This window comes from Blautia sp. DFI.6.71 (assembly GCF_020593585.1).
Classification (GTDB): Bacteria; Bacillota; Clostridia; order Lachnospirales; family Lachnospiraceae; genus Blautia_A; species Blautia_A wexlerae.
The window spans coordinates 1-6,530 of sequence record NZ_JAJDMJ010000090.1; the positions used below are offsets into that span (position 1 = coordinate 1).

Sequence of the window (6,530 nt, forward strand, 5' to 3'; positions counted from 1 at the left end):
TCTGTTTCTTTTCGTCTGGGCAGTAGAAGTTAATTTTTACAGTTTTAGTAGTTGCTACAGTAGCACTGCCAACATCAACAGAATCAAATGCTTCTGGTGCGGCATCAGTTCCATCAGAGAATACGCTGACGTCAGAAGCTGCTACAGGTACAACGCTGGTCCCTGCTACGCAGGCAGCGAGCATTAAAGCCATGATTTTTTTTCTACGTTCTTTTAATCCCATACTCTTTTTCTCCTTTATTATCTGAAAAACGTATTTCTTTTGCATTGCAAGAATGGGGCATAATCATGAATTATGCCCCGTCTTGCCTGTTGGAATCTTATATAAAATTACCCAAATGGATTATTTTACAGTGATCTTTTTAAGATTGGACCATGGGCTGAATACTTTCTTGCCGTTTTCGGAAGTTCTGTTGAATGCATGCATTCCTACTGTCCAGCTTCCTTTTGGTACATTCTTAAATGTAGCTGTTACTGTACCTTCTTTGAGGTTCAGGATCTTGTGATCGCCATAGTGATATGGACGAGTCTCGCCGTTTTCTTTCTTGGAAGATGTTCCAAGTACTACGTCGTATCCTGTTGCATTAGCAGCTGCTTTATATGTTACTTTTACAGTTGTTCCGCTTACTTTTACGCTTGTGATGATCGGAGCATCCGGTGTGATTGCAGATACAACGAATGGATATGCATTTGACCAGTCGCTGAATACTTTCTTACCGTTTTCGTCACGTTTCCAAGCGTGGCAGTATGCATAGTATGTTCCCTGCTGTACATACTTAAAGTTAGTGGATGTGCTGACCTGATTCTTGCTGATGGAATCATAGTCTTTATTTATAATGCAGTCACGGTCTGTAGAGATTACATAGTCATAACCTGCAGCGCCATCAGCATCACCGGAAAGAACAACTGTTGCTTTATTTCCAGTAACATTTACTTTAGTAATCATCGGAGCATCCGGTTTTTCATCTTCTGCTTTTCCGTCTGCAACTACTGTCTTGGATCCTGTATAGTTTTTGGATGTGCTGTTTGCTTTTACTGTATATGTTCCGTCAGCGTTCTTTTCAGAAGTATATTCTGTAGACGGAACTGGGAGATATCCGTTTAATACAGTTGTAACGCCATCTTTTACAGTTACAGTACAATCACTGATGTTCTTCTTATCAACGCCCCATGTTAAGTTTGCTCTGGAGTAAGCTGTGCTGTCAACATCGTCTGTATCGAATGTTGCAACGCCAGATTCTGTGTATCCGTTGATACCTTTGATTTCTACTCCATAAATATCACCAACAGTTACATCGATAGGAGTTACAGTGTTGCCATTTTTGTCGATTAATCTAAGAGTATAATCTTTGCCTTCAACTAATGTGCTTCCACCAATCTGAATCAGTACTTCTGGTTTAACTGGAAGGCCGCCTGCATATGTAGCGTTCTTAACACTTACATTCTTAGCAACGAATTTAACAGATTTGATTGTGAATGGGATATAAGCAACAACACCGTTGATAATTGTTCCATCAGAAGTAACAATTGTCTTAGTTCCTGCAAATCCTGTTCCTTCTTTAGCTACTGCATAGATATAACCAATGTTTTCTTTTCCAGCAGTTACTTTCTTACCTGTGATATTGTCTGCATATTTGATTTCGAAATCGCTTTCTTTTGCAGTTGTCTTTACGCCATCATTTGTAACTTTTCTGATGTTGCTTAATAATGCCTTTGCAAAAGTATGCTCATTTCCGTCAAATGTGAATGCAACCTGGCTGTTATGAACTACACCATTTACATTTCCATCAGCATCTTTATCTACGTCTGCTTTATAAGCATCTGTTACATCAAATCCTTTGCTGTCATAAACATTAAGAGTAGCTTCTACTTTTTCTTTTACGATATTGAAGCTTGCTGTGATGTTAGAACCTGTGAAGTTCTTGTTTCCATCTAATGGTTTCAGAACAACTGTTCCGGTTCCAGCTTCAACATTTTCGCCATAAGAAACAATCTCAAACTGGTTGGACACATCGTTTCCATTTAATGTTGCTGTAAATTTACGAGGTCTTACCTGTTTTCCAGTATAATCCTGATCAGCGATGGATACTTTTACATCTGCTGTGTTTGCAGCTGTGATTGTAAATGTTCCAGTTGCTTTTCCTGAATAGAAGTAGTTGCATCCCTGTACAGTGATTGTTCCAGTACCAACATTTACAGCATTGCTGATGCTTACTTCCTCATATTCAGCATCTTTATCGTTAACTTCACCCTTCTTGTAAAGAGCAATAGCACCGTCAAGCACTGCATAAGTAGGCTGGATCTTTCCACCTGTGTAAGTATAAGTAGAAGGTGTTGCAACAACCATAGCGTCTGTTAATTTCTTAGGTACGATTTCTGTCTTACCGCTTGCTGTAACAGTTCTTGTTTTGCCGTTTGTTGTTTTTAAAATATAGTTTGTGTTTGTAACAGTAACTTTTGTAATGATGTTGTTAAACAAGTCATTACCGAAAGCTTTTTCATATTCATATTTAACTGTGAAATCGCTGTCTGTGAGAGTTTTTTCTACTTTTTTTCCTGTTTCGTCTTTTGCTACAACTGTTACAGGAAGTTTATATTCGCCTGCTTCTGTAAGTGCTTTATTAATAGAAACATCATCCGGTACAGTTACATAATCAGCTTCAACTACCAGTGGTTTGATTAAGAACGGAATAGATGCTGTCTGATCTTTGTATGTTCCGCTTGTAATCTTGATGTTAACGTAAGCATTTGCTACTGGATTGTAATTTCCGTCATATACAGTTGTTGCATTTACGTTGTTTGTATATCCTGTGATTTCGTATCCGTCTGTTCCAAGATCTTCTGTTTTGGGTTTACCCTGTGCGTTGAAATACTGAATAACCAGTTCTCCTAAATCGCTCTTGGAAGGTTTGATCTCATCGCCTGTATAATCTATTGTATACTGTGTTTTTGCAGATACAGCATTTAATGCAGCTGCAGTAGCAACAACAGTGAATGTCTGCTCACCTGTGCAGTTTCCACCGTCTTTTGCACGTACTGTAACAGTATATGTACTTCCGTTTTTAAACTGTTTAGCGTCTGTACCATCAGCATTTTTTACAATAAGTGTATATTCTTTGCTGGAGTTTTTAATTGCAGAAAGGTCTGAGCCTTCTACACCTGTAAATGTCAGATAATCAGCTAATTTGCTTACAGCAATATCTGTTGGAATCTGTCCACTTAAAGTGTTAACAGTAATCTTTGTTCCTGCTGTAGAGAGGTCACGTTTTGCAACGTTAACAGTCTCATCTGTTGTGTAATATTCATCTGCACCTGTAAAATTCTTTAATTTTGTTTTGTCAACATATACAACAACGGGGTAATCACCTACTTTTGTATATTCAACCTGAGCAGTTGTAACTGCAGCAGATAAATCAGCACCGCTTAATTTTCCATCAGCGCCTTTATTACTGGAAGCAGATTCTTTTAATGTAATGTTATCTTTGGAAATCTTAATAGCCTTACCTGTATACTGATAGGACTGTCCTTTTGTTGCTGTTGCAAGGATATCTCCTTTTGCATATGCTTTTGCTGTAACCTTACCGATTACAAGTTCAGCACTGCCTGTGTAAGCAGAGTCTTCTTTTGCTGTTACAGTAAGTTTGAATTCTTCTTTATTATTAGTTGCATTAGTTACAGATGTTTCATAAGCATCAGCAGCTACATTTGCATTTTCAGAATCCAGAACAGTAAGTGCAACGCCGTCAGCTTCAGTAATAGTCTGAGCAAAACCGTTGTATGCTTTTGTTGTGGTTGCAGGTGTAGCAGTCACAGAATTTAAAGATCTCTTTTCTACAGCTACAGAAATACCTGTGTTAATGTCATAAAGAGTTTGCTGATTGCTGTCTACATCGTAAACATAAAGAGTTAATGTTTTTCCAGCCATGTCAGCTGTTGTATTCAAACTCATATCAACTGCATCGTCTACTTTTCCGTTAGAAGATGCATATGCAATACCTTTTTCGTCAACCCAACGATACTGCCATCCACCTTCTACTTCTGATCCGTCAGTTTTAGTTACAGTACCACTGATAACAGATGCTCCTCCCCAAACAACTTTTTTGCTGTCTGCAGATAAGTTAAGAGTAATATCAGCTTCATTTACCATTACAGATGCTGGAGCTGCGTCTTCTGTATCGTCAACAACAGGAGCTTCTGCAGCGAACGCATCTGCTTCAGTAGCTACGGAAGCGTCAGTACCATCGCTGAACTCAGCAGCCCAAACCGGCACGTTAGAGGTTGCCAGCATTGCAACGACGAGAGACATACTTAAGGTTTTCTTAGCCATGCCTTTCTTCGTATTCTTAATCTTTGTCATGATTATAGTTCCCCTTTGGGTGGTGGACAGGTTGATTTTGGAGAAAATTTCGTATGGGGAATTGATTTCAGACTTGAGGAATATCTGGATTTTATGATTTATAAGTGGATAATTGTTGACAGTCGCAGTAAAAACAGGCAGTTATTGCACATAAATCTGATGATGTATTGAAAAAACTCTTCTTGTTTTACGCTGATTGCAATAAATAACAGTATATAATGAGACTCATAAAATATAAAATATCCAGAGGATCTACCTAAAAAACTGACGGTGTCGGATCAGCGAAAATAGATTTCAACAATCGTGTCTGTATTTTCCCTATTACCACAATAAATCGGAACCCGGGGCACAAAACATAAAAATAGTATTATACCCGTTCGGGATGATTTGATATAGAAATATATAAATTATACCCGAACGGGATTTTTGTATATAATTCGCTTGAAATTATACCCGAACGGGATTAATATGTTTAATATGAGTACAATTGGAGATTATATAAAAGAAGAAAGAAAAAAAGCAGGGCTGACGCAGGAGGATTTTGCAATCCGTTCCGGACTTGGACTTCGTTTTGTAAGGGAATTGGAACAGGGAAAAGAAACTGTGCGTCTGGACAAAGTGAATCAGGCACTGGCAATGTTTGGGAAAGAAGCTGTACCAGGAAAAAAGGAGGATTAGCAGGTGGAGTCAGAATATAGAAAGGGATATGTATATATTCAAAATCATTTTTCCGGAATTATTGCAGAAACTGAAGAAGGGTATATTTTTACTTATGACCAGGATTATCTGGACAGAGAAGATGCAGTGGCAGTAAGCCTGACACTTCCATTACGTCAGGAGCCTTATGAGACAACTATATTGTTTCCTTTTTTTGACGGACTGATTCCAGAAGGATGGCTTCTGGGGGTGGTCAGCCGAAACTGGAAAATCAACCAGAAAGACCGGTTTGGATTACTGTTATCTGCCTGCAGAGACTGCATTGGCGATGTTTGTATCAGGAGAGAAAAGGTATGAAATGCTTGTGTTGTGGAAAGCCAATAACAAATAGTGCAACGAATGTGGAAAAAGAATGGTGCTGGCATAAAAAGTGTGTAAAGAGATTTTTTCAGACAGATGAATTACCAATCTTGGATATTACGAAAGAGCAACTGGAAATCCTGGCAAATGAAATAGTAAATGAGGGACTTACTGTGCCGGGAGTTCAGAAAAAGCTTTCCCTGCATTTATCAACAGATCTTAATGCAAGACTTACAATTGTGGACTATCCGACAGGATATATCCTGAAGCCGCAAACGGAAGAATTTGATAATATGCCGGAATTTGAGGATCTGGCAATGCGTCTCGCAGAAATTATGGGAATCCAGACGGTTCCCCATGCTCTTATAAAAATGAATGATGAATACGCGTATATTACTAAAAGGATAGACCGGGAAATATCAGAAAAAGAGACCAAACTATATGCCATGGAAGATTTCTGCCAGCTGTCTTACAGGCTGACACAGGATAAATATAAAGGTTCTTATGAACAATGCGGAAGAATCATAAAAAAATGTTCTGCAACACCGGGCTTAGACCTGTCAGAGCTGTTTCTGCGTGTTGTTGGATCTTTCGTTATGGGAAATTCAGATATGCATTTGAAAAACTTTTCGCTAAAGGAAACGGAGCCTGGTAGTAGAAATTTCCAATTATCAAAAGCATACGATATGCTTCCTGTTAATGTGATCATGCCAGAAGATAAAGAACAGCTGGCACTCACAATAAATGGCAAAAAACGTAATATTCATAAGAAAGAATTTCGGATACTGGCAGAATCCTGTGGGATTCCATTAAATTCTGCGGAACGTATGATGAAAAAAGTATGCTCATTAAAGGCAAAACTTTTTACACAGATAGAAGAATCTTGCTTGTCAGCAGAGCAAAAAGAGCAAATGGAGGAACTTATTTCAAAAAGGCTTGATATTTTGAGTTAGATAAACGGCACTTGGATGCGACATACTCCCGTCACTTAAATCTTACAGATTTTGAAAATTAAAACCATCCCGACTATGTATATTATTCATACAGCTGGGATGTTTTTATATGTGGGTAAGGAATTCTGTATTATAGGTTATTTTCGGTGTCGAGTAGACGCACCCCTTGCGGTCGTACGCCCCTCACAGAATCCGGACTTGCG

General features: G+C 38.6%; 5 protein-coding genes. 3 read left to right on the forward strand and 2 right to left on the reverse strand.

Features of this window, described 5'->3' with window-relative positions; genetic code table 11:
* Positions 1 to 223 (reverse strand): hypothetical protein (locus tag LJE12_RS18990; protein ID WP_227292366.1); only part of this gene is annotated, 223 nt, incomplete at its 3' end.
* A gap of 120 nt (positions 224 to 343) precedes the next feature.
* Positions 344 to 4,357: a hypothetical protein gene (locus LJE12_RS18995; RefSeq protein ID WP_227227146.1), complete on the reverse strand. Its 4,014-nt coding sequence runs from the start codon at positions 4,355 to 4,357 to the stop codon at positions 344 to 346.
* 477 nt (positions 4,358 to 4,834) lie between these two features.
* Here LJE12_RS18995 and LJE12_RS19000 point away from each other — a divergent pair, with 477 nt between their 5' ends.
* From LJE12_RS19000 to LJE12_RS19010, 3 genes are read left to right on the forward strand one after another with little or no spacing between them, the layout of a single operon-like run.
* On the forward strand, positions 4,835 to 5,035 hold the full coding sequence (locus tag LJE12_RS19000; protein WP_055058954.1) for a helix-turn-helix transcriptional regulator: 201 nt from the start codon (positions 4,835 to 4,837) through the stop codon (positions 5,033 to 5,035).
* Positions 5,036 to 5,038: 3 nt separating this feature from the next.
* Positions 5,039 to 5,371: a HipA N-terminal domain-containing protein gene (locus LJE12_RS19005; protein ID WP_118409687.1), complete on the forward strand. Its 333-nt coding sequence runs from the start codon at positions 5,039 to 5,041 to the stop codon at positions 5,369 to 5,371.
* The gene (locus LJE12_RS19010) at positions 5,368 to 6,327 is read left to right on the forward strand and encodes a HipA domain-containing protein (protein ID WP_055153874.1); all 960 of its coding nucleotides are present in this window, start codon (positions 5,368 to 5,370) and stop codon (positions 6,325 to 6,327) included. The genes LJE12_RS19005 and LJE12_RS19010 overlap by 4 nt, the downstream gene beginning before the upstream one ends.
* Positions 6,328 to 6,530: the final 203 nt, after the last annotated feature.

What these genes read in the sequence shown, in the direction of transcription:
- LJE12_RS18995 (WP_227227146.1), bottom strand. Translation starts at nt 4,357, where the DNA reads ATGACAAAGATTAAGAATACGAAGAAAGGCATGGCTAAGAAAACCTTA.
- LJE12_RS19000 (WP_055058954.1), top strand. Translation starts at nt 4,835, where the DNA reads ATGAGTACAATTGGAGATTATATAAAAGAAGAAAGAAAAAAAGCAGGG.
- LJE12_RS19010 (WP_055153874.1), top strand. Translation starts at nt 5,368, where the DNA reads ATGAAATGCTTGTGTTGTGGAAAGCCAATAACAAATAGTGCAACGAAT.